This is a genomic window from Thalassospira lucentensis, assembly GCF_001613805.1.
In the GTDB taxonomy this organism is placed as follows: Bacteria; Pseudomonadota; Alphaproteobacteria; order Rhodospirillales; family Thalassospiraceae; genus Thalassospira; species Thalassospira lucentensis_A.
Genome location: NZ_LPVY01000003.1, coordinates 279878 through 301265, shown reverse-complemented (window position 1 = coordinate 301265; position 21388 = coordinate 279878). Strand labels below are relative to the sequence as shown.

Sequence of the window (21388 nt, the reverse complement as noted above, 5' to 3'; positions counted from 1 at the left end):
TTCAAAACACAAAAGGGGATGGTCAACGCCATCCCCTTTTTGATGTTCAGAACGAAGAATTCGGTTCCTTCAGGAACGCTGTTTCTTCGGGAGTGGATTCCCGGCCAAGGATTGCATTGCGATGGGGGTAACGCCCAAAACGATCAATGATCTGTTTGTGCCTGATTTCATAGTCGTGGTTGTTTTCCAGGCCCGGCTGATCAAACAGCTTTAGTGCAACTTCGTGGATCGCTTCTGATTCCGAATGCATATAAGGCATATAGAGAAAGCATTTTTCGGCGGGTTTGGTCAATTTCGCGTCAAACCCTTGGGCAACGGCTTCCTGGGCCAGAACAAGTGCCATCGTATCGCAGGCAAACGCATCGGGTTTGTCGCGATAGATATTGCGTGAAAACTGATCCAGAATGATGATTTCTGCCAGTCGACCATGTGCGTTTTTTCGCCAACCATATAGCTCCCCGGCTGCCGCGGCAGCATGAAAATCGGCAAAGCGTTCAGTGATATGACGATCAAGCGTGATATCTTTTTCAAACCATTGTTTGGGTTCTAGTTCCTTGAACCAGAAAACAAGGATGGATTCAGGTTTCATGAGGGCTTCCCGTTTTTTGATGTTGGCGCAGCATAGGCGAGCATGCAGGCGCCAGCAAGTCAGGCTTGGGATATGACGCCGTCCTGAAGGCGGACTGAACGCGTCGCGACCTGATCAAGAAACAGCCGATCATGTGAAATGATCAGCATTGCCTGCGGCAGGGAACGCAGAATTTCGATCAGACGTTTTTCGACATCGGCATCAAGCCCGTTGGTTGGTTCGTCAAGCAGCAGAATTTCGGGCGACATCGCTAGCACGGTCGCAAGCGCCACCAGTCGCTTTTCGCCACCGGAAAGCTGATAGGTGATCCGATTTTCAAATCCATCCAGCCCCAGATCCGATAGGGTTTGCTGGGCAATTTCTCGCGCATCTTCGCGTGATTGACCAAGGTTGAGCGGGCCAAACATCACGTCTTCAATAACAGTCGGGCAGAAAAGCTGATCATCAGAATCCTGAAACAGCAATCCGACCCGACCACGAATGGCGCGGAATTCGGCTTCTGTTTCGCATCTTGACCCAAGAATGGCGATCTCGCCGTTCTCCACCGGGACCAAACCCATCAAACAATGCAACAGGCTGCTTTTACCAGCGCCATTGGTGCCTAGCAGTGCCAGTCTTTCCCCAGTGCGCAGAGACAGGTTGACCCCATTCAACACCTTGCGCCCGGTGGGAAAGGTGAAATGCAGGTTTTTGGCAGTGATCAGATCAGCGCCGGACATGCGACCTCCAGCCCGATCAAAGTACCGATGAGAATAATGGTCGCCGCCGCAAACAGATAATCCTGCGGGCTTAACCGGGGCAAGGAGCCGAAATGCATATGACCGTGATACGCACGACATTTCATCGCCCAAAGAATGCGTTCCGAACGATCATGGCCGCGTACCAGCAGCATCCCCAGCAAATATCCAAAACTGCGCCAGCTATGGCGATTGTTGCGCGCGACAAAGGCGCGTGCCCGCATGGCAAGACGCAGGCGCATATATTCCCGCCGCAAAAGATCGATATAGCGAACGGTAAACATGAAAAGCGTCACCAGCTTTGCCGGTACGTAAATCCCCTGCAACCCCCGCCCCAGAAGGATTGCATCCATTCCGCCCACCAGTGCAATCACAACAAGGATCGCGGCATTTGCCTTAAGCGCGATCAGCACGGCCTGAAACAGCCCCTGATAACTGGCGTCAAAATCCCAAAGGGTGAACATCACCTGACCGGGAACGGTAAAGGGCAACATGATCAGCATCACAAGGATAAAGCCATCCATGGCCAAAACCATTTTAAGCGTTCTGGACCAGTCCGGTTTGGCAAAGCCGGTAATGATGGCAGCTACCAGAACCAGCATTACCAATGGTTGCCAGCTTGAAAAACTGATAGCGGTTACGATCAGCGCGAGAGCTGCCAGTACACGAAACCGTGGATCAATCCGCAACAGAGCCGAACTGGATCGTGACGGCACAAGGACATTTGTCTCTCCGATCATGGGTTTTTATTTTGCTGACGGGGGCGTGATTTTACGGCCTGAAACCAAGCAAAGACCCCGAATATTCCGACGATGACACCGATGCCACCCAGAAGGTCGGAAAATCGGACCTTGTCCTCATAGGCAACCAACTGCTCGCGCAAGGGCCGGACATGGCGGGATACAGCAGCGTCAATCAGGCTGTCCAACTCGTCCCGTGAAAGGGTGACCATCGCGTCAGAAGTGGCCGTGGCAATGGTTGTCGATGAGGGGTGTGTTTTTCTGCTTTGGAAAGATGACGCCGTGTCAATCTGGCTGACATCAATATTGATGTCTTCGCTACCTGACGGCAATTGAGCGGAAAGCTCATCACCATTGATTTTGAAGCTGGCGATATGGCCATCACCGGAATTGGCTTCGATGACATAATCCTGCCGATGACTGACGCGAAGTTTGAATTCGCCCTGATCACCTGTCTTTCCGGCGAAGACAACGCGGCCTGTATTATCGAGAAGTTGGATTTCTGCATCTTGCGGCCGGGCGCCACCCCCGAAATAGGCATAGCCGTCGATGACGTCACCGTTTCCCATCGCAAAAACGTGCAGGCTGTGTGCCCGTGCATTGACGCATGTGAACAGCGTGCCGATCAGAACAGCAATTGTATATAAAGCGGGAAATCGGGGCATCTATCAGGCAACGCTTCGAAGCGAACCGGCGGGTGCCAGCATGACTGGACGGACTTTCTTGACGAGATGAACGGCTGCCGCGGTGAGGATACCTTCAACCACCATAACCGGGATGTGGCTCATGACGACAAGCTTTGCCGTCGGAACAAATTCCTGTCCGCTGGCGGCAAGTGACAGGCCGACCATCATGCTTGAAAGGGCAATGGCACCGGACCCGGCAACAAAACCCGCCAGCAGCACCGATTTTCCTTCGGCACGTGCCAGAAACGGTGAAACCAGCCACCACATCAAAACGGCGGGCAGGGCTATATTGACTGTATTGACACCCAGAACCGTAATGCCGCCGAAACCAAAGAAAACTGCCTGCAACAACAGTCCGATGAATATCGCCGGGAAAACGGACCAGCCCAGCATCAAGCCAGCCAAACCATTGACAATCAGATGCGCACTGCTTGGCCCGACGGGAACATGGATCAGGGAGGCAACGAAGAAGACGGCACTCATCATCGCCACGCGGGGCATCGCATCAATATCGATTTTGCGAAGCCCGTAGCTGATGCCGGCAACAGCCAAAACCGCACCAGTGACAACGACTTCACTCGATAGGGCTCCGTCGACGATGTGCATGGTCAAATCCCTGTAAAGCGCATTTGCAATCCATCAGCTTGCAGGCAGGTGTGCAAACGGATGGAACGGCGCATTGATTTTATTGCGGTGGGGCATACAGGCGGTAAAACCTGCCTGAAAAGCGTAGCGATTTCGCTGTCGCGAAGTCAAGCAGGTTTCATATTTTTTATAAATAAGTATGACGATGCTGTGCGTCTGGTCGGGAGCATCAGTCCATCGCGTCGGTTTTGACCCAGATGACACCGCCGCGTTCGACCGGAACCTGATCATTCGATCCGGGGGCGGCCATCGTGCCATCTTCGATCAGGGCAGCAAACGCCCACCAACCGTCACGTGGCATGGCATAGGTGAAAACACCATTGCCATCGGCCTTGATGACCTGTGTTGAAAAACTGTCGTTCGGCAGCGTGATGCTGCCATCATTGGCATATTCAACCTCGACCTCGGCAAATGGTACCGGTTCGCCGTTATGACGGACGATCCCGCTAAACACATTTCCGGTCCAGATGCCATAGGGGCGGGCCAGGGGCTCTATCTCCACCGGGAAGCCGACCATCTGATCCCATTCTTCGCCCGCACCAAACGCATCAATGATCGTTTTGGTGTACTGGATGATGTATTTGCCCTCGGATGGTTCGAAATAGGGAACCGGTTCGACGTAAAGGGCATATCCGCCCGGACGATCAATGCTGATTGTTGCGTCAAACGCTGCTTTGCCATCGACCGTCTTTGCCACCAGACTGTCGCCAAGATCGGTTTTATTGCCGTTGGTCTGGATGCCAAATTGAACCGGGCGGGCCATTTCCATAGCCGGGCCATTGGTCATTGGGTGGGTAAAGGTCAGATCGACGTCAACATCGCGCCCGGTTTCCTGTGTCACCACATTGGTTGACGGGATCATCTTCTGGAAGTGGGCCTGAGCACCATGTTGTGCACTGATCAGCAACCCAAATGAGAAACCCATGGTCGTGATAAACCGAAAAGGAAACGACATCTTTCTGTCCTGTGATGCTGAAATGATGCCGTAGCCTATGGCGACCGATTTGTCGGGTCAATCCATTGAAATGAAATATTTCATAAAATATTTAAAAACGTATGATTTTCGGGATGTATCGAAACCGGCGATGAAGGCCGGTTTCGATATCGCCAGAGACTATTGTTGGCTGGTAGATGCCTCGACCATTGGCTCGTTATTGGTTTCCGATGCCAATCCCACATGCTTCTGGCGCTGTTTCTGCCGCCATGTGTCAAGGAACAGCAGGATTGGTGCCGCGATATAGATCGACGACGTTGTGGCGATCACAACACCAAACACCATCGGAACGGCAAAGCTTTCAACGGCAGACCCGCCCCAGAATGCCATAGGCACCATCGCAAACAGGGTTGTAAGCGATGTGAATAGGCAGCGCGCAAGTGACTGATTGATCGACATGTCGATGATTTCACGCATCGGCATTTTTCGATAAAGTCGCAGGTTTTCACGCATCCGGTCATAGACCACCACTTTGTCATTGACCGAATAGCCGATCAGGGTCAGCAGGGCGGCAATGGCGGTCAGATTAAAGTCGAGTCCCATAATCGCGAAAAAGCCGATTGTTTTGGTCACATCAAGGACCAATGTAACAATCGCGCCAACGGCAAACGGCCATTCGAACCGCCACCAGATATAGCCCAGCATTGCGAGGCTTGCGAAGATGACGGCACTGACACCGGATTGAGCGAGTTCACCGCTGACTTTGGGGCCAACGACTTCGGTGCGTTCAAAATCCGCTGCCGGATCAACGGATTGAACTGCTTTCTTGACGGTTTCGACGGCTGCGGTTTGTGCCTGTTCGCCGCCCGGCTGACGTTCAACCCGGATCAGGATATGGCCATCCTTGCCGATATCCTGAAGGCTGACATCGCCAAGCCCTAATGTTGAAAGTCCCTGTCGCAAGGTTCCAAGGTCAAGGGGACTGCTGCCGTCATCCAGATTGCCTCCTGCAACTTCGATCTGAATACCGCCCTTGAAATCAACGCCGTAATCAAGACCGGGTTTGAAGAACAACCCGATTGAAATGGCTGACAGCAAAAGCGACATACCGATGCCAAGAAAACGTGCCCGCATGAAGGAAATGCTGGTTTTTTCGGGCATGAAACGCCAAAGCGGTTCAATAACGAGCTTTTTCATCCGTGTGCGCCAGACGATTTCGGTCATGATGACCCGAACAACGGCAACCGCGGTAAACATGGAAATCAGAATGCCAAGACCCATCGTAATGGCAAAGCCGCGCACCGGGCCTGATCCGAACTCAAACAAAAGAGCAGTGGCGATAAGGGTTGTGATGTTTGAATCCACAATCGTGGCATAGGCACGCTTAAACCCGGAATCGAGCGCTATGAAGGCAGAAAGCCCTCGTTTGGTCTCCTCACGGATACGTTCGTTGATCAGAACGTTGGCATCCACGGCTAGCCCGATCCCCAGAACAATCCCGGCAATACCGGGAAGGGTAAGTGTCGCACCCATAAGACCAAGGGCACCGAATGTCAGCATGACGTTCAGACCCAATGCCAGATTGGCAATAAGACCCCAGCGGCCATAAAGGAAAAACATCAATCCGGTTACCAGAGCCAACCCGATCAATCCGGTATAAAGGCCCATTTCGATTGCATCGGCTCCAAGGTCAGGGCCCACAGTTCGTTCTTCGATTACGGTCATTGGGGCGGGAAGGGAGCCCGCACGCAATAGGGCTGACAGTGTCGTCGTTTCGCCGACCGTAAAGCTGCCGCTGATCTGGCCTGAGCCACCGGTTATTGCCTCCCGGATAACCGGCGCACTCAGGACTTCGTTATCAAGAACAATGGCAAAGGGTTTTCCGACATTGGCACGTGTGATATCGGCGAACTTTGCCGCACCGGCCGTATCAAACCGGAAATTGACAACCGGCTGATGGCTTTGCGGATCAAAACCGGCATGTGCATCTGTAAGATGATCGCCCGAAAGGGCCGGAGTACGATGCAGGTGATAGCTTTGGCCGTCCTTGTCTTTCAATGTAAGGATACTACTGTCGCGCCTGTCTGTTCCGTTACGGTCGGCCAACATATAGAAGCCAAGCTTTGCCGTGCTTCCCAGAAGTTTTCTGACCTGAGACGGGTCCTGAATGCCCGGTAACTGCACCAGGACACGATCACTGCCAATCCGTTGGATAGTGGGTTCGGACACACCGATCTGATCGATCCGGCCTCTAATGATCTCTAGGCTTTGCTGGGCGCTGGCGTCAACCCGATTGCGAATGCCTTGTTCGCTAAGTGCTATATAAATGCTGTTATCGCGCGGTGTTGTAATGACAAATTCCGCTGTCGATCCGTGTCGCGGTGTATCAACTTGCGCATTGGTAAGGTCTTTTAGGGCATCAAGGGCAGCGTCGTGATCCTTGGCGTCAGGCAGGGTTACAATCACCTGATCTTTGCTGATCTGAATGTTATCAGTCGCAATATGGGCCTTGCGGAGGGCCGTTGTCACATCGTCACGCGCGATTTCAAGCCGTTCGGCAATCATTGCTGCGGTATCGATTTCCAGAACAAGGTGCGATCCGCCTTTGAGGTCAAGCCCAAGGGCAACCTGTCGGGTGGGTAAAAAGGCTGGCCAGTTGGCAAGCTGGGCCGGATTGAAAAGGTTAGGCAGGGCTGTCAGGAATCCTGTCAGAAGGACAAGGGCATAGACAACCACACGCCATCTTGATGTACGCATGAAAAATTAACTCCGCACAGCATTCGAGCCGGGCCAGTTTGATGCCCGGCGGTGCTGTCACCTGATATTTCTGGAAACACGGCGCTGATCTGGCCGCAGTTTTAATTAACGGAAATCAGGCCCGAAAGGGCGGAGCACGCGGAGAAACCGGAAGAGTTTCTGCGCCATGTGTCGTGATCGTACCCGCCACAAAGATTAGGATCGCCCATTGCGCGGCGGCATGCGGTGTGACCGACGGCACAACTGCGGCATCATCGGGGAGGGTTGGCTGATGGGACGGTACATCGTCCGGGGTCTGGCGATTGCCTGCGATGGCACGATCTGGTGCCACCGGAAGGACTGCTTGCGACGGACCGCTATCGTGATTGACGGTGTTAAACGGATAGGGGAAAGTCACCCCATCGGAAAGCGGCTTGGCGGTGATTGAGGTTCCACCACCAAACAGAACAAGCGCGCAAGCGATCAGGCAAAATGAAACATGGCGCAACAGACCCGGTAGGGACTGGTTGCGCTCGGAATGATCTGTTGCCTCTGCGGCTTGGCTGACTGGTTGCGGCATGATGATCCGGCACGCGATGAAACAGCGCCAGATATGGCGTGACGACCAAAAAAAACAAGCCCGATAATAAAAATCTTATCGGGGAGTCCGGGGTAAACAAGAGGAATACGGAATGCTCAGGATGGTTTATGTCACGCCGGATGGCGGGCGTCATTGGGTGGATTCTGCCTGGCGGGAAACCGCGACACTTCATAATGCGGTTGCCAATTGTGCGCCTGGTGATCTGATCCGTTTGATGCCGGGAAACTATTTCCTGCCCGAGCCAGTCGATATTCCGATCAGCGGGCTTGAAGATCAGCCAATCATCATTCGCGGTGAATATGGTGCGACACTGGACGGTCGTCGCCCGCCCGATCCGGAAGTCTCGGCAACCGATCCTGAATGTGCCAGATATGCGGCGTTTCGCATCATCGGAAAGCGCCATATCCGCCTTGATAATATCCGTATCGAACGCGCATGGCCCAGTGCCGTTTATATCCGCGACAGCAACGATCTGACATTCAAAAACATGCAAATCCGTGGTGGAACATATGCCTTTTATGCAACGGGCGAGCATGCATCACGCATCACCATCGAAAATTGCGACTGGATTCAGGATGACGTGATCTGGCGTTACCTTCACTGGGCGATGATCCATGATGGTGAAATCACGCCGGGCAAGGAAGCCCCATATCGATATCTTAACGGTGCATTCTTTGGTGCGGATGACATTGCGGGCGATATTCTGATCCGTGGGAATGATATTCGACATTGCTATAACGCCATTCGAATGGATGTATCCGCGGCTAATATGCAAAAGCCTATCGGCAGTTTTAATCGCAATGTCCGGATAATCAATAACCGGTTCAGTTTTGTGCGCGATAACCCGGTCGAACCCGAAGCAACTGCTGTTGGCTGGTGGGTGGCCTATAACCAGTTCTATAACTGCCACAAACTGTTTTCGCAGGATAATCTGGCTGGCGGGTATTGGTATTATTTTGGCAATCGCGGCTGGTTCGACAGCCGCCCGGGGCCGGAAGGTGACGAAAATAATGGTGGTGCCGTTTTCAAATTCGGCAAAGCAAGCCACGCGCAGCCAAACCTGCCATTTGAATGCTTCCACAACAGCTTCTTCCTACGCCAGAAATACGTCAAAAAGGGCGCGACCAGAATGTGGCAGAACCGTCGCAATGCCATAGGTTATGCCGATCCGGTGACATTGCCGATCAATCTGATGTCAGTAGATCAGACATTGTTTGGTCCGACCGATGAACTTGATCTTGGAGAAGATCGCAGCGTGATGTTTTCCGGCGATTTATGCAATCATGCGACCTATCCGGCGATATTCGATGCTTGGCCCGGCGTGCTTTATAATCCGCGCCCGGCTCTCGGGCCGATATTCAAGGCGGGCATTTGCGGTGATCTGGAACTGGTTTCAGGCCATGCCGAAGGATATGACGATGCACTTGAAGTTCCAATGCCAGACGGCACTGTCTGGAAATCCGATCCCAAAAGCTGGCCAGGGGCATTAACTGGTAAAAGGCTGGTTACCGGGCCAGACTACGTGCCGGTTGATTTGGCATATGTCCGAGCCAGGATCGACGAAAACAATTAAAACGCAGGGGATTAGGTTATCTGGCGACGTTGTCGTAATATTGGGTATGGCTTGCAGCGAGGTGACGTAAGCGTAAATATATTGACTTGTAAGTCCCGTTGTTGCGATGCTGCGTTATTGCATTCATTCAATAAGAAAAAACATGAACGATAAGCTGTACAGCATTACCGAGCTTGCCGAAGAGTTCGACATCACGCCACGTGCCATCCGGTTTTATGAAACCAAAAGCCTGCTGTCGCCACAGCGGGCGGGTGCCACGCGCGTATACAATTACCGGGATCGTGCGCGCCTTATGCTGGTGCTACGTGGCAAGCGCCTTGGTTTCTCGCTTGAAGACATCAAGGAATATATTGATCTATACGACGCCGAACGGTCGGGTGCCGATCAGCTGGCGCATCTGATGCTGGTTGGGCGTCGTCGCATTTCCGAACTGGAACAGCAGCTTGAAGACGTTCAGACAACCTTGGGCGAACTTCGTAAAATTGAAAGCGAAGCTGCCGATGCGTTGCGCGAAAAGGGGATCGACCCGGAAAAGGCATTGGCAAATATCAAAGCCAAACTGATGCCTGAAACCGTGTGACTTGCTGACACTATCGAATTAGACAAAAGCCCGGCCAATATGACCGGGCTTTTTCATGATGGATCAAGCCGATATTAGGCAACGTCGCGTTGCAAGGGCAAGGTGACCTCGAATACTTCCTCGTCGGCAAGATATTTGCGCGAGAATCCCAGTTTTTCACAAAGCGTCAGCATCCGGCGGTTATCTGGTAAAACCTGTCCTATAAAGGTCTCTGTTCCTTTCTGGCGGCAATATTCGATCATCTTTTCCATCAGCAGACGGCCAAGGCCACGACCCTTGATGTCCGAGCGCACCATAATCGCATATTCGGCATGTTCATTATTGGGATCGATCACGACCTGAACAATACCGTGGATTTCGCCTTCTTCTAGACCATTTGGCACGATGGCAAGGAAGGCCATGTCTCGGTCGTAATCAAGCTGTGTCTGGCGGGCCATTTCCGAATGCGGCAATTCACGAACGGATCCAAAGAACCGGAAATGGATATCTTCGGGTGTCAGTTTCGACATGAATTCATAGTGCTTCGGTTCGTCCTCGGGTTTGATTGGGCGCAGCAGATATTTCGTTCCGTCATCCAGGATCAGTTCCTGTTTCAGATGACGCGGATAGGGATGGATCGCCAGACGCTGGTCATCGCTAACCACTTTCGGGGTTACCTTGATGCGGGCATCCAGCGCAATCACGCCGGTCTGATCAATCAGAAGCGGGTTCATGTCGAGTTCAAGGACTTCGCCAAGATGCACGACCAACTGCGACAACCGCACCAGCGTGACGTAAAGCTGTTCGAGGTTGACCGGCGGTACATCGCGATAACCGCGCAGCAGATTATAGATGCGCGTACCTTCAACAAGTTCGCGTGCCAGCTTCATGTTCAATGGCGGCAAGGCCATGGCCCGGTCTCGGACCACTTCGACCTCGACCCCGCCATGACCAAACAGGATCACCGGGCCAAAAATCGGATCGGTGGTCATGCCAACGATCAATTCACGCGCACCTGCACGCTTGATCATTTCCTGAACGGTAAAGCCACGCACCCGGGCGTTCGGGAATTTCTGTTTGACGGTCCGCAGCATCTTGTTGCCGGCAGCGCGCAGTTCCTCGTCACTGTCGATATTCAGAACCACACCGCCAACGTCGGATTTGTGGCTGATATCATCCGACAGGATTTTAAGTGCAACCGGATAGCCGATGGCATCCGCCGTTTCGACGGCGTCATCAACTGATTCTGCGGCTACGGTTTTGACCGTATTGATGCCATAGCATTCCAGAACGGCTTTTGCTTCCGGCTCGGTCAGCATATCGCGACCCGAATGGATGGCCGTATGGATGATCTGGCGTGCCTTGTCCGTTTCCGGCGTAAAGTCCTGCGGAACTGATGGTGGTGTTTCCATCAGGACTTCCTGCAATTTGCGGTAATTCACCATATGCTGGAAGGCCGCGACCGCGTTTTCTGGTGTACGATAGGTCGGAATCCCGGCGGCATAAAACAGGTTACGGGCCTTGGCGACCGTTGCCTCGCCAACCCAGTTTGTCAGGATGTTCTTGCGGCTGTCCTTGATGGCATTAATTACGCCTTGGGCAACTTCAACCGGGTCTGTGATGGCGGTCGGCGCATGCATGACCAGAAGGCTGTCGATATTGGGATCTTTCAGAACCGCATCAATCGACTTTGCATATCTTTCGCCCGGGGCATCCCCGATAATATCGACGGGGTTCGCATGTGACCAGGTTGACGGCAAAACACTGCTAAGCGCATCAATGGTGCTGTCTTCGAGTTTGGCCAGTTGGCCGTGCCGTTCAATCAGAGCATCAACTGCCAGAACGCCAATGCCACCCCCATTGGTAATAATGCCAAGCTTATCGCCCCGGAACGGACGCATGCGAGAAAGTGTTTCGGCGGCCGAAAACATTTCCGTGACCGTGTAAACGCGCAGAACACCGGCACGTTTGATAGCTGCATCAAACACGTCATCGGCACCCGCCAGCGCGCCGGTATGTGAAGCAGCAGCGGCGGCACCTTCGGCAAAGCGGCCCGACTTGATACACAGGATCGGTTTGTTGCGCGATGCGGCGCGGGCGGCGGAAATAAAGCCGCGACGTTCCTGAATGGATTCGATATACAGCATGATAGCGCGTGTGTTGGGATCGGAACCCAGATAATCGATCACATCACCGAAATCGACATCGTCGCATTCACCAAGCGATATAAAGTGTGAAAAACCGATGCCGCGTGCCGCCGCCCAGTCGAGAACTGCGGTACAAAGTGCCCCGGACTGCGACACAAACGCGATTTTGCCACTGCCGATGCTTTGATGGCTGAAACTGGCGTTAAGCCCGATACCCGGCACCATCAGGCCAAGGCAGTTCGGACCAAGCAGGCGCATCTTGTTGCGCGCGGCAATCTCAAGCATTGCCTGTTTGATGCTGCGGGTTTCGTCATGCTTCTCGGCGCCAAGGCCTGCCGTCAGGACAATGGCTGCCATGCATCCCTTGGCAGAAAGACATTCCATGGTCGGAATAACGGCCTTGGGTGGGACGCAGATCACGGCAAGTTCGGGGACGACCGGCAGGCTTTCAACATCAGGGTAGGCCAGAACACCGCCAATCGACTGGCTGCGCGGATTAACCGGCATGATCGGGCCGTCAAACCCGCCTGCGAGCAGATTGCGCATGATCACCTGACCCACGGAATGGGGCCGGTTCGATGCGCCAATGACTGCGACGGACTTGGGTTTGAAAAGATGGTCGAGATTAATGGTACTCATCACCGAATTCCCGCTTTGCCTTTGGCTGCGCGTCCTGTTGACAGGACGGCAGCCCGGATAAAATTGGTTTGGCATCAAACCACCCGGCGGATGGCATGTGTGCACGTGCGAGATCGTATTACGGTGACAAGTATATTGATTTGTTATGAGTCAATAAAGCACTGATGACCCAAAGATTTTACAGGAGTGTCACATCTTGTTCGTATCGAAATGATCAGGTGTTTTTCGACCGATGCTGCGTGCCATCGGATAGGGCGTTCAGCCACGGTGGCAGGTGAAAAAAGCTCATGAGCAGATACATTACAAACATGTCGTTAAAGTACGATCTATCGTCTGTTGTCAGGCAAATTATATTCGTGCTGCCTGCTTCAGATATGCCGGTGACAAGCGCCATGAGCGCAAATGCCGGGGATGCGGCAAATTGAAGCAACCGAGCTATCCGGAGGATGGCGGTATATCCACCATCCTTCGAGGCCATGCCGCCAATATATCTGCCTTGGCGATGCTCTTTGCCCATTTTGTATCTCTTGCCTGATGGGCCTAGTGGCATGCGGTTTTCTTGACGCTGTCAAACAGGCCTTCGACCGAACCGGTTTCAGTTTCGGTTTTCATTGCTGCCATTTCATACAGGTCATGGTGCCGCACCCATTCCATTTTGTTCGGGACATCTTTTTCGTCCCGCCCCTTGGGCATAAGATCAAGCAATCTGTATGTGCCCATCATGGCGTCGACCCCGCGGCCATAGGTCGAATAGGTATGAAAAACCTCGCCCCGATCGTTTTTGATGAAGGCACTCAGCCCCGGCCATTCTTCGAAGGCATATGGCCATTTGCCATAGTTGTAGTGAATTTCACCTTTGGCTGTTTCTTCCGGGGTGAAGCTGACATGGAAATCATAGTTAAAGTCACTTTCATGCGAGGAAATCCAGTTGAATTTCCAGCCCATGCGTGCGCGAAACCGTTCAATATTTGCAAGCGGCGCACGTGAAACGGCGGTGAAAGTGACATCGCGCTGCGCCATATGGACCGTTATACCGTCCATATGATCCGCCATGAACGAACAGCTCGGGCAGCCTTGTTCCCAATCGGGTCCGAACATGAAATGCTGGACAAGTAGCTGGCTGCGACCGTCAAACAGATCAGTAAGAGAACGTTTTCCATCAAGCGTATCGAACACGTAGTTTTTATCGATACGGACATATGGCAGTTCGCGACGTGCTTCAGCGATCTCGTCGCCAAGACGGGTCAGTTCCTTCTCGCGGACGAGAAGTGCCTTGCGTTCGGAAAGCCATTCATTGCGGCTGACGATACGCAGGTTTTCCGTGTTAGGTTTGGAAATCATTTTGGCATTCGTCATTTCTGTTTTCCTATCTTTCGGTTGACGATAGGCAAAGGTTAGGCGAAGGGACGTTCAACCGGGGAGTAACAAACGTGACGCAATTTGGGATGCCTGAATGGCCATAATGGATTCCCTGATCACAGCTGCCGCACGAGCCTTGTCAGCCGGTGATCCGCTTGGCGCGTTAAAATGCGTCGGTCTGCGGGATGATCCGCCGGCACTGGCACTGCGCGGTATTGCCTTGGCCCAGTTGGAGGATTTCGATCGTGCCAGGGCACTTCTGAAACGGGCCGCACGCGGTTTTGGTGCATTGGAACCTGTGGCACGTGCGCGTTGCGTTGTTGCCGAAGCTGAAATTGCACTGGTGTCTCGTGATCTGGCATGGGCCGAAAAGGCCCTTGATAGCGCCCGCCGGATACTTGAACAGCGTGGTGATCATGTGAATGCCGCGCATGCAAGGCAGCTTGAAATCAGGCATGTTTTACTGACAGGACAGCTTGAACAGGCCGAACAAATGCTCAGCGAAATCAATCCAGACATTTTGCCCCCGATTTTGCAGATTTCTCATGAAATGATCCTTTTTGGGATCGCTGTGCGGCGTCTTCAGGCGGGGGTGGCCCGCGCGGCCCTTGAACGGGCAAATCATTTGGCGCAGGCGGCAAAACTGCCGGTCCTGATCGCGGAAATCGAAAAAGCATATGTAACTTTGAATGCACCGGCAGCGCGGCTTATTGCAAAGGGCGAGGAGCGGCTTGTCATCCTGCAGGAAGTCGAAGACCTGATGGCATCGGACATGCTTGTTATTGATGCGTGCCGGTATGGCGTTCGTCAGGGGCAGGTAGCAATTTCGCTTTCAACCCGGCCGGTGCTTTTCAACCTTCTACGTATTCTTGGCGAAAGCTGGCCCAAAGATGCCCCCAGAGATTCTCTTTTATCGGGAGCATTTGGTGTCCGGTATGTTGACGAAACGCATCGTGCCCGATTGCGGGTCGAAATCGGTCGGTTGCGTAAACTGATCCGGGTTTTCGCAAATATTACGGCAACGGATTCCGGTTTTATCCTGAAGCCCAAATCTGTTGGGAAAAATCAGTCGGTAATGGTTCTGCTTCCTCCGATGGAGGATAATAACGCGAACATTCTTGCGCTTTTGGCTGATGGCGAAGCATGGTCGAGTTCGGCATTGGCGATCGTGCTTGATACCAGTGCACGGACCGTGCAAAGGGCGCTTGAAGAATTGGCGCGTGCTGGCAAAGTTCGTGCAATTGGCCGCGGACGCGCACGGCGATGGACGTCACCACCACCGCCCGGTTTCACGACAACATTGTTACTCCCTGGCCGACTTCCCGTTGACTAGGCTGTGTCTTGCGTAAGCGAAACACAATCATAGAAAGGGCTTGAAAATGACTGATCGAAAAGCTGAGATTCTTGCCGAATATGGGCCTTTCCCGGGTATAGATAAGGTGCATGGGGTAACATATGATGGATGCCATGTGTGGATTGCTGCTGGTGAAACGATCCATGCAATTGATCCCGACAACGGAACCCCGATACGCATGATTGAAGCCGCTGCCGATGCTGGTACGGCCTTTAACGGTAGTCACATTTTCCAGATCGCCGAGGATCGCATTTACAAAATCGATCCGGAAAGCGGCCATGTTCTGGATTCCATTCCGGCACCCGAAGGTGGCAATTCCGGCATGGCTTGGGCAGAAGGCAGTCTTTGGGTAGGGCAGCATCGCAACCGGAAAATCCATCAGGTCGATCCGCAAACGGGCGAAGTCCTACGCACGATTGAATCAGATCGTTTTGTCACCGGTGTTACCTGGATCGATAACGAGCTTTGGCATGGAACGTGGGAAGGTGATGAAAGCGACGTTCGCCGGATTAACCCGCAAACCGGCATGGTTCTGGATCGGTTGACAATGCCAGCCGGTGTTGGTGTATCCGGTTTGGAAAGCGACGGTATCGCGCGTTTCTTCTGTGGTGGTGGTCCCAGCGGCAAGGTTCGGGTCGTCGGGCGGCCGGCACGGCCATAATCGTCAGTGAAGATGCCCGTGGTTGCCTTCGTCATCAAAACGATCGGACTGTTCTATCCATTCCTCGACCTCGTGGGCACTTTGCATCGCCAGCGCAATTTCAAGGTCGTTTTGAACATGGGCGAGACTGTCAAACATCGGGCACCAGCCAAATGCCTGAATACGTTCATCTGTCGTAGATGAAATCGTATACAGATCACCATCGATCCGGTGCACAAGGCCATGGATGACATCATCTTCACCGATGATCATCCAGCCATCCGTTGCACCGGCAAGCGTGCCAAGCTTCACTTGCTTCAATTCGATTTTGGCTGTTTTCATGGTTGATCAGTCCGATTTCTGGGGCAGGTGTAACAATATCAAAAGAAAAAGGGACCGAACAAGTTGTTCGGTCCCTTTTTAATTGGCTCCGGCAGCAGGACTCGAACCTGCGACCCAATGATTAACAGTCATTTGCTCTACCAACTGAGCTATGCCGGATCAGGGTTGACGCTCCGTTCGAAGCGCGTGGCAGGGGTATAATAAAACGGCTTTGTTCCCGCAAGACCTTTTTGTGAAAAAATGACCCGAAATTTGTCTTTTTTAACTGTACCGGGATATCCGTCGCTTTCCGGTTTATTGAATACAGGTTTCCTGTGCCTTTAAATGCTTACGGGACCGGATGACATTGTGCGGTGACCAGAATTTCAAACCAGTCCTGACGGTCAAACTGAGTGCTGCAAGACAGTGTCGCGTCTGCAATGCGATGGGCTTTCATGGTGCCAAGTACTGGCACCGGCTGACAGGGCAGGTGAAGCAACCAGGCTATCGCTACTTCGGCAATGCCGGGCAGGGCGTATTTGTCGCGCATTCTTTCAAGAACGGGGCGCAGACGTTTGGCTGCCACGTCGTTTTCGGTGTTAAACAGGCGTGCGCCGCCCAGTGGCGACCAGATCATCGGGTGAATGCGGTTTTGTTGCATCTGATCGAATGTGCCATCAAAGATCGCAGCAAGTTCTAGCACCGAACATTCGACCTGATTGGTGGCAAGCGGCACATCAAGGCGGCTTTGCAAAAGATTGAATTGTGACGGAGTGAAGTTTGAAACACCGAAATGGCGTACTTTTCCCGCCCTGCGAAGTTCGTTGAAGGCTTCGGCAATCTCGTCTGCGATCATCAGGGGATCGGGGCGGTGGATCAAAAGCATGTCGATATGACTGGTTGCCAGATTGCGCAGTGAATTTTCAACCGATTGCAGGATATGGGCCTTGGTCGTGTTGTAGTGATTGATCCGGTGATCGGGCCGCGTATCCTTGACCAATGCCACGCCACATTTGGTGACGATTTCCATTTTGCGGCGCAATTCCGGCGCTTTTGCCAATGCCTCGCCGAAATAGGCCTCGCATTCGTAACCACCATAAACATCAGCATGGTCAAATGTCGTAATGCCAGAATCAAGGCAGGCGTGGACCAGTTCCAGAATATCCCCGGTATTCCTGATATCCGCGCTGTTGCGCAGACGCCATGCCCCCCACGCCAGTTGCGAGAAACTCAGATCCTTGGCCATTTGGCGGCGTGAGACAGGAGATGACATCTATCGATCCTTCGGGAAATTTATTGCGACTGGTTGCGTCATTGGTAGCAATTTGCGGGGCAGGGCACAAAAGCAAAAACCCCCGGAACAGAGTTCCAGGGGTTTGTGGCTCCGGCAGCAGGACTCGAACCTGCGACCCAATGATTAACAGTCATTTGCTCTACCAACTGAGCTATGCCGGATTAGTGGAGGCGCGAGCCGGAATCGAACCGGCGTGCAAGGATTTGCAGTCCTCTGCGTAACCACTCCGCCATCGCGCCTTAGCGTTGGCTGGCCGGTGTATAGCCCTATCGAATACAGGCCGTCAAGCACCCAATTTTACATTTTTAAACAGAATGCAGACCGGGGGATCGCCAACAAACAATTTGCGCCCGGGTAAATCCATTCTGGATATGTTTTCAACATGTTTTAGCGAATAATTGCTCCGATCTTCTTGATCCGTTGTTGTCAGTTGCCCATGTGCTGACTATAAACAGGGCAACATCTGTGACGTGGTTTTGGGGACAAAGACCGGTTGCAGGCTTTTTCTCGCGAGAATTTTCAGGTCAGATAAACATGGATTACCAAATCGCGCGCCGTAACATGGTGGAAAATCAGGTTCGGACCAACAAGGTCACCGATCCCTTGGTCATCGCTGCGATGGAGGAGGTTCCACGCGAACTGTTCCTGCCGGAAGGCAAACGTGGCATTGCCTATGTCGATGAAGATATTCCTGTCGGAAATGGCCGGTATGCGATGGAGCCGATGGTAATTGCGCGCCTGATGCAGTCTGCCGAAATCTTACGGAGTGACGTCGCCCTGGTGATCGGTGCGGGATATGGCTATACGGGGGCGGTTCTGTCACGTGTTGCCGAAACCGTGGTTGCGGTCGAAAGCGACAAGGAAATGGCATCGATTTCCGAAAAGACCTTCCAGGCTCACAGCTATGACAATGTCATCGTGGTCGAAGGCGATCTGGCCGACGGCTATGCCAAGCAGTCACCTTATAACGTTATCGTCTTTGACGGTGCGGTTGCTGAGGTTCCGGCCAATATTCTTGGTCAGTTGTCCGAAGGTGGTCGTTTGCTGGTTGTGGTCCGCGCACCGGGCAAGGTTGGCGTGGCACGTCTTTATGAACGTGAAAATGGTGTTGTCGGGCATCGTGATCTTTTCGATGCGAACATTCCCTATCTTCCCGGGTTCGAGCCGGCGGAAAGCTTCATATTCTGATATGACTTTGTTTTGCCCGGGGATATCTCCGGGCAAAATTTTATCTAAACCAGCCGAACAACCTATCAGGAAACCAAGGCAGGCAAATGGTGCGCGATATCCGATGCAGTGAACTGGCAGCGAGCCTTGACGGAACCAATCCGCTTTTACTGGTCGATGTCCGCGAAGATTGGGAAATCGAGATTTGCGCAATTGCGGGCGCGATCCATATTCCTCTTGGCAAACTGGCTGACAGGGCAGGGGAATTTGCCCCGGAAAAGCCGGTAGCACTTCTTTGCCATCATGGTGTTCGCAGTCGTCATGCCGCGATGCTGCTTGAGGATCGCGGATTTAAAGATGTTTTTAATGTTGCGGGCGGTATAGATGTCTGGGCGCTGGAAATTGACCCGGATATGACACGTTACGATTGATGATTTGACGGTGGGAAAAGACGGCAATTTTATTTTTTCTCAAACAATTGCCTCTTTTCTTGGAAAATTTTCGTTCCGTCGTTACCATATGCGAAACTGCGCCGGGGTCGGGACTTGGTGTAGGATCTTACAAGGGTAGATAAATGTTAAAACGGTTCTTGCTGACCTGCAGTATTCTGGCCACCGGCGGTATCGCTGCCAATGGGGCTTCTGCAGAGAGCCTTGAAGAAGCTTTGATCAAGGCATATCAGAGCAACCCGACGCTGGAATCCGGTCGTGCGGCGCTCCGTGCGACGGATGAAGAAGTCTCGCAGGCGCTGTCAAACTGGCGCCCGAACGTTTCGCTTTCGGGCGAAGCTGGCTTCCGGGACTTGAATACTGATCAAAATGGTACTGAAACCGACAACAGTCTGACGCCTTATACTGTTGGCGCAGAAGTTGTTCAGCCACTGTATCGTGGTGGTCGTACCGTTGCTGAAACTGATCGAGCGGAATCGCGTATCCGTGCGGCACGTGCAGCCCTTCGTTCTTCTGAACAGGATGTGCTGCTGCAGGTGGCGACTGCTTATTTCAACGTTCTGCGTGACACAGCTGTTGTCGAATTGAACCAGAACAACGTTCGCGTTCTGGAACGTCAGCTTGAAGCAACGCGTGACCGTTTTTCGGTTGGTGAAGTGACCCGTACCGACGTTTCACAGGCCGAAGCCCGTCTTGCCGGTTCCAAGGCCGATCTGATTTCGGCTCAGGGAAACCTTGCAAATACCCGCGCGCAGTACGAGCGTCTGGTAGGGAACAAGCCCGATAACCTTGAAATTCCGAACCCGCTGTCTGGTTTGCCAACCAGTGTTACGGATGTTCTGGCTATTGCCCAGGAACAGCATCCGGACGTGGTTCAGGCCCAATATACCGAAGACGCGGCGAAATCTGACATTCGCCTGAGCGAAGGTTCGCTGTATCCGGAAGTCAATTTCACCGCCGGTGTTCAGCGTGCTTACGAATCCTCGCAGGAGGATTTGACGGCTGACAGCGCCGAAGTCCTCGCTCAGGTCACTGTGCCTCTTTATCAGCAGGGCGCGGTTTATTCATCGGTTCGTGCCGCTAAACAGACTGCCGGTCAGGCCCGTGTTCAGGTCGACGAAGCACGTCGTGCGGTGATTGAGAACGCCACCAGCTCTTGGGAAACCCTTGTGACGGCACGTGCCAGCATCGAGTCACAGCAGGCACAGGTCGCTTCAGCCGAAGTCGCCCTTGATGGTGTTCAGCGCGAAGCATCTGTCGGTTCGCGTACCGTTCTTGATGTTCTTGATCAGGAACAGGAATTGCTGCAGGCACGCGTTAACCTTGTTGGTTCGCGCCGTGATGCCGCGGTTGCCGAATTCCAGGTCAAGGCAGCGATGGGTGCCTTGAATGCGCAGGTTCTCGGCCTTCCGGTCGAAATTTATGACACTGAATCCAACTACAATAAAGTCAAGGATCAGTGGTGGGGAACGGACTGACCTGAATACTGACAGGGCCTTCGGGCCCTGTTAGACCTTGGGGAGAAGGGCGGTTCGGTAATGAAATCTAGTGCGGAAGTTAAAAAATGAGTGACGGGCAACAAGAACCTTCAATGGAGGACATCCTCCAGTCCATCCGCAAGATTCTTGCTGATGAAGGGGATGACGACAAGAAACAGGCCGCTCCTGAACCAGAACCGATGCCGGAACCTGAACCAGAGCCCGAACCGGAAATAGAAGAAGAGATCGACGAGCTCGAACTTGACGAAGAGCCCGAAGAACTTGAATTCGACGAAGAACCCGAAGAACTCGAACTTGACGAACCCGAGGAAGAGCTCGAACTCGACGACATGCTCGATTTCGACGAAACCCCGGAAGAAGACGAATTCGAAGAGCCCGAACCAGATCCGATTGATGACTTCGATGAACCCGAACCGGCAATGCCGGCGGTTTATGAGGACGACGAAGATGACGAGCCGCTGATTTCGCGTGTTACCGAAAACACGGCAACCGGAACCATCTCGGATTTGGCGCAAGCAGTTGCAAAGAAACGCGCTGTTGCTCTCGGCCTTAATGCGGGCCATATCACGCTTGAAGATCTGGTGCGTGATATGTTGCGCCCGTTACTTAAGGAATGGCTTGACGAAAACCTTCCCTATATGATCGAACGCCTTGTGAAAAAGGAAATCGAGCGGATCGTGAACCGCGCCGAAGACCTGTAGGCGAGCCGAAATATGATT

21 protein-coding genes and 3 tRNA genes are annotated in these 21388 nt (G+C 53.0%); 8 read left to right on the top strand and 16 right to left on the bottom strand.

Translation table 11 applies throughout. From position 1 onward, the window contains the following. Positions 1-46: 46 nt before the first annotated feature. The 8 genes from AUP42_RS03730 to AUP42_RS03695 all read right to left on the bottom strand — a co-directional run bounded on the left by AUP42_RS03730 (position 47) and on the right by AUP42_RS03695 (position 7647). Complete coding sequence (locus AUP42_RS03730) at positions 47-589, bottom strand: DUF924 family protein (RefSeq protein WP_062949013.1); 543 nt, start codon at positions 587-589, stop codon at positions 47-49. 59 nt (positions 590-648) lie between these two features. Continuing rightward, positions 649-1308 (bottom strand): energy-coupling factor ABC transporter ATP-binding protein, encoded by a 660-nt coding sequence (locus tag AUP42_RS03725; protein ID WP_062949011.1) that lies wholly within the window; start codon positions 1306-1308, stop codon positions 649-651. Beyond that, positions 1290-2066 carry a cobalt ECF transporter T component CbiQ gene (gene cbiQ, locus AUP42_RS03720; RefSeq protein WP_062949009.1) on the bottom strand — a complete coding sequence of 259 codons (777 nt, stop codon included), beginning with the start codon at positions 2064-2066 and terminating at the stop codon, positions 1290-1292. Before cbiQ ends, AUP42_RS03725 begins: the two co-directional genes overlap by 19 nt. Continuing rightward, positions 2063-2731 (bottom strand): hypothetical protein, encoded by a 669-nt coding sequence (locus tag AUP42_RS03715; RefSeq protein ID WP_062949007.1) that lies wholly within the window; start codon positions 2729-2731, stop codon positions 2063-2065. Before AUP42_RS03715 ends, cbiQ begins: the two co-directional genes overlap by 4 nt. 3 nt (positions 2732-2734) lie before the next feature. Further along, on the bottom strand, positions 2735-3358 hold the full coding sequence (cbiM, locus tag AUP42_RS03710; protein WP_062949005.1) for a cobalt transporter CbiM: 624 nt from the start codon (positions 3356-3358) through the stop codon (positions 2735-2737). Between the two features lie 208 nt (positions 3359-3566). After that, entirely contained in the window at positions 3567-4352 is a 786-nt protein-coding gene (locus AUP42_RS03705; protein WP_062949003.1) for a DUF4198 domain-containing protein, read from the bottom strand. A gap of 159 nt (positions 4353-4511) precedes the next feature. Then, positions 4512-7088, bottom strand: a complete 2577-nt coding sequence (gene secD / locus AUP42_RS03700) for a protein translocase subunit SecD (RefSeq protein ID WP_062949001.1) — start codon at positions 7086-7088, stop codon at positions 4512-4514. Positions 7089-7203: 115 nt separating this feature from the next. After that, positions 7204-7647, bottom strand: coding sequence for a hypothetical protein (locus tag AUP42_RS03695; RefSeq protein ID WP_062948999.1), 444 nt, complete (start codon positions 7645-7647; stop codon positions 7204-7206). Positions 7648-7759: 112 nt separating this feature from the next. Between AUP42_RS03695 and AUP42_RS03690 the strand changes: the two genes are divergently transcribed. After that, positions 7760-9241 (top strand): right-handed parallel beta-helix repeat-containing protein, encoded by a 1482-nt coding sequence (locus AUP42_RS03690; RefSeq protein WP_062948997.1) that lies wholly within the window; start codon positions 7760-7762, stop codon positions 9239-9241. A gap of 142 nt (positions 9242-9383) precedes the next feature. Next, positions 9384-9821 (top strand): MerR family transcriptional regulator, encoded by a 438-nt coding sequence (locus AUP42_RS03685; protein WP_062948995.1) that lies wholly within the window; start codon positions 9384-9386, stop codon positions 9819-9821. A 74-nt stretch (positions 9822-9895) separates the two neighbouring features. Here the strand turns inward: AUP42_RS03685 and AUP42_RS03680 are convergent, their stop codons facing one another. The 3 genes from AUP42_RS03680 to AUP42_RS03670 all read right to left on the bottom strand — a co-directional run bounded on the left by AUP42_RS03680 (position 9896) and on the right by AUP42_RS03670 (position 13942). Continuing rightward, positions 9896-12586, bottom strand: a complete 2691-nt coding sequence (locus tag AUP42_RS03680; RefSeq protein WP_062948993.1) for a bifunctional acetate--CoA ligase family protein/GNAT family N-acetyltransferase — start codon at positions 12584-12586, stop codon at positions 9896-9898. Positions 12587-12800: 214 nt separating this feature from the next. After that, complete coding sequence (locus AUP42_RS03675; RefSeq protein ID WP_156484561.1) at positions 12801-13103, bottom strand: hypothetical protein; 303 nt, start codon at positions 13101-13103, stop codon at positions 12801-12803. Positions 13104-13126: 23 nt separating this feature from the next. After that, positions 13127-13942 carry a DUF899 domain-containing protein gene (locus AUP42_RS03670; RefSeq protein ID WP_231858146.1) on the bottom strand — a complete coding sequence of 272 codons (816 nt, stop codon included), beginning with the start codon at positions 13940-13942 and terminating at the stop codon, positions 13127-13129. Between the two features lie 97 nt (positions 13943-14039). Between AUP42_RS03670 and AUP42_RS03665 the strand changes: the two genes are divergently transcribed. Together AUP42_RS03665 and AUP42_RS03660 are read left to right on the top strand one after the other, a co-directional pair. Then, on the top strand, positions 14040-15278 hold the full coding sequence (locus tag AUP42_RS03665; RefSeq protein WP_231858145.1) for a helix-turn-helix domain-containing protein: 1239 nt from the start codon (positions 14040-14042) through the stop codon (positions 15276-15278). Positions 15279-15324: 46 nt separating this feature from the next. Beyond that, the gene (locus AUP42_RS03660) at positions 15325-15960 is read left to right on the top strand and encodes a PQQ-binding-like beta-propeller repeat protein (protein WP_062948990.1); all 636 of its coding nucleotides are present in this window, start codon (positions 15325-15327) and stop codon (positions 15958-15960) included. Between the two features lie 3 nt (positions 15961-15963). On the opposite strand, the gene AUP42_RS03655 is transcribed toward AUP42_RS03660, so the two are convergent. The 5 genes from AUP42_RS03655 to AUP42_RS03635 form a co-directional block, all read right to left on the bottom strand. Then, positions 15964-16281, bottom strand: a complete 318-nt coding sequence (locus AUP42_RS03655; protein ID WP_062948989.1) for a hypothetical protein — start codon at positions 16279-16281, stop codon at positions 15964-15966. 83 nt (positions 16282-16364) lie between these two features. After that, a tRNA-Asn gene (locus AUP42_RS03650) sits at positions 16365-16440 on the bottom strand. 169 nt (positions 16441-16609) lie between these two features. Continuing rightward, entirely contained in the window at positions 16610-17533 is a 924-nt protein-coding gene (locus AUP42_RS03645) for an aldo/keto reductase (RefSeq protein ID WP_062948987.1), read from the bottom strand. 106 nt (positions 17534-17639) lie between these two features. Next, positions 17640-17715 (bottom strand) — tRNA-Asn (locus AUP42_RS03640). A 4-nt stretch (positions 17716-17719) separates the two neighbouring features. Further along, positions 17720-17793, bottom strand: a tRNA-Cys gene (locus AUP42_RS03635). Between the two features lie 295 nt (positions 17794-18088). On the opposite strand from AUP42_RS03635, the gene AUP42_RS03630 reads away from it, so the two are divergent. The 4 genes from AUP42_RS03630 (at position 18089) to AUP42_RS03615 (ending at position 21370) form a co-directional block, all read left to right on the top strand. Then, positions 18089-18742 (top strand): protein-L-isoaspartate O-methyltransferase family protein, encoded by a 654-nt coding sequence (locus tag AUP42_RS03630; RefSeq protein WP_062948985.1) that lies wholly within the window; start codon positions 18089-18091, stop codon positions 18740-18742. Positions 18743-18828: 86 nt separating this feature from the next. Further along, positions 18829-19152, top strand: coding sequence for a rhodanese-like domain-containing protein (locus tag AUP42_RS03625; RefSeq protein WP_062948983.1), 324 nt, complete (start codon positions 18829-18831; stop codon positions 19150-19152). A 143-nt stretch (positions 19153-19295) separates the two neighbouring features. After that, complete coding sequence (locus AUP42_RS03620; RefSeq protein ID WP_062948981.1) at positions 19296-20648, top strand: TolC family outer membrane protein; 1353 nt, start codon at positions 19296-19298, stop codon at positions 20646-20648. Between the two features lie 113 nt (positions 20649-20761). Further along, positions 20762-21370 carry a DUF2497 domain-containing protein gene (locus AUP42_RS03615; RefSeq protein ID WP_062948979.1) on the top strand — a complete coding sequence of 203 codons (609 nt, stop codon included), beginning with the start codon at positions 20762-20764 and terminating at the stop codon, positions 21368-21370. Positions 21371-21388 lie beyond the last annotated feature (18 nt).

Coding starts and splice junctions, on each gene's coding strand:
- AUP42_RS03715 (WP_062949007.1), bottom strand. CDS start 2,731: ATGCCCCGATTTCCCGCTTTATATACAATTGCTGTTCTGATCGGCACG.
- AUP42_RS03675 (WP_156484561.1), bottom strand. CDS start 13,103: ATGGGCAAAGAGCATCGCCAAGGCAGATATATTGGCGGCATGGCCTCG.
- AUP42_RS03685 (WP_062948995.1), top strand. CDS start 9,384: ATGAACGATAAGCTGTACAGCATTACCGAGCTTGCCGAAGAGTTCGAC.
- AUP42_RS03705 (WP_062949003.1), bottom strand. CDS start 4,352: ATGTCGTTTCCTTTTCGGTTTATCACGACCATGGGTTTCTCATTTGGG.
- AUP42_RS03725 (WP_062949011.1), bottom strand. CDS start 1,308: ATGTCCGGCGCTGATCTGATCACTGCCAAAAACCTGCATTTCACCTTT.
- secD (WP_062949001.1), bottom strand. CDS start 7,088: ATGCGTACATCAAGATGGCGTGTGGTTGTCTATGCCCTTGTCCTTCTG.
- AUP42_RS03730 (WP_062949013.1), bottom strand. CDS start 589: ATGAAACCTGAATCCATCCTTGTTTTCTGGTTCAAGGAACTAGAACCC.
- AUP42_RS03665 (WP_231858145.1), top strand. CDS start 14,040: ATGGCCATAATGGATTCCCTGATCACAGCTGCCGCACGAGCCTTGTCA.
- AUP42_RS03625 (WP_062948983.1), top strand. CDS start 18,829: ATGGTGCGCGATATCCGATGCAGTGAACTGGCAGCGAGCCTTGACGGA.
- AUP42_RS03690 (WP_062948997.1), top strand. CDS start 7,760: ATGCTCAGGATGGTTTATGTCACGCCGGATGGCGGGCGTCATTGGGTG.
- AUP42_RS03695 (WP_062948999.1), bottom strand. CDS start 7,647: ATGCCGCAACCAGTCAGCCAAGCCGCAGAGGCAACAGATCATTCCGAG.
- cbiQ (WP_062949009.1), bottom strand. CDS start 2,066: ATGATCGGAGAGACAAATGTCCTTGTGCCGTCACGATCCAGTTCGGCT.
- AUP42_RS03615 (WP_062948979.1), top strand. CDS start 20,762: ATGGAGGACATCCTCCAGTCCATCCGCAAGATTCTTGCTGATGAAGGG.
- AUP42_RS03645 (WP_062948987.1), bottom strand. CDS start 17,533: ATGTCATCTCCTGTCTCACGCCGCCAAATGGCCAAGGATCTGAGTTTC.
- cbiM (WP_062949005.1), bottom strand. CDS start 3,358: ATGCACATCGTCGACGGAGCCCTATCGAGTGAAGTCGTTGTCACTGGT.
- AUP42_RS03670 (WP_231858146.1), bottom strand. CDS start 13,942: ATGACGAATGCCAAAATGATTTCCAAACCTAACACGGAAAACCTGCGT.
- AUP42_RS03655 (WP_062948989.1), bottom strand. CDS start 16,281: ATGAAAACAGCCAAAATCGAATTGAAGCAAGTGAAGCTTGGCACGCTT.
- AUP42_RS03620 (WP_062948981.1), top strand. CDS start 19,296: ATGTTAAAACGGTTCTTGCTGACCTGCAGTATTCTGGCCACCGGCGGT.
- AUP42_RS03630 (WP_062948985.1), top strand. CDS start 18,089: ATGGATTACCAAATCGCGCGCCGTAACATGGTGGAAAATCAGGTTCGG.
- AUP42_RS03660 (WP_062948990.1), top strand. CDS start 15,325: ATGACTGATCGAAAAGCTGAGATTCTTGCCGAATATGGGCCTTTCCCG.
- AUP42_RS03680 (WP_062948993.1), bottom strand. CDS start 12,586: ATGAGTACCATTAATCTCGACCATCTTTTCAAACCCAAGTCCGTCGCA.